The sequence below is a fragment of the Tenacibaculum sp. L6 genome (assembly GCF_028823685.1).
Taxonomy (GTDB): Bacteria; Bacteroidota; Bacteroidia; order Flavobacteriales; family Flavobacteriaceae; genus Polaribacter.
Genome location: NZ_JAPEHZ010000185.1, coordinates 1 through 609 on the forward strand (window position 1 = coordinate 1; position 609 = coordinate 609).

1 protein-coding gene is annotated in these 609 nt (G+C 34.2%); it reads right to left on the reverse strand.

Annotation, left to right across the window (positions count from 1 at the left end; translation table 11 throughout):
* Positions 1–26: 26 nt before the first annotated feature.
* Positions 27–609: GEVED domain-containing protein (locus tag OU788_RS12635; protein WP_274635487.1), on the reverse strand; the 583-nt coding region annotated here is incomplete at its 5' end.

A 609-nucleotide genomic window follows, 5' to 3' on the forward strand; every position in this document is an offset into this window, starting at 1 on the left:
CTTTTTTGTTTTGTATGGAAAAGAGATTACCTAATGGCAATCTTTTTTGTTATTTGTTTTCCTGCATTTTCGATTTGCATTAGGTAGAATCCGCTAGTAGTTTTGTTAAATTCAATTACTTTGTTGAACTCACTTGAAATAGTAGAAAACTCTTGAGTTTCAAGCAATCTTCCTCTAAAATCGAATAAACGGATAATGGTTGAATTTTTGTCTTTAACCTTAAAGTTTACAGTAAGTGCTCCGTCAGAAGGAACTGGGAATGTACGAAGGTCTTTAAACAGAGTGTTGTCTGTTGCAAAACTTTCTTCAACAATAACTGTGTAATCTTCTACTTCGCCATTAAAATTTAATCCACAAGAATTCGGATCTGAATCAGGTTTTACCGAAACTCTCATAATTACTGAACCTAACGGAGCATCTTCAGGAACTGTAATACTCACAGTGTTAGATGTTATTTTGTAGGTTTCATTAGTGTCGAATGTACAGTTTTGGTTCCAATCTATCCAAGCAAAAGTATTTATATCACTATTGCCTGCAGCGTTAACGGTTGCTGTTAATTCGTAAGTTTCACCTCGTACTACTTGAGTATCTATAGCTGTAAAATCAGGA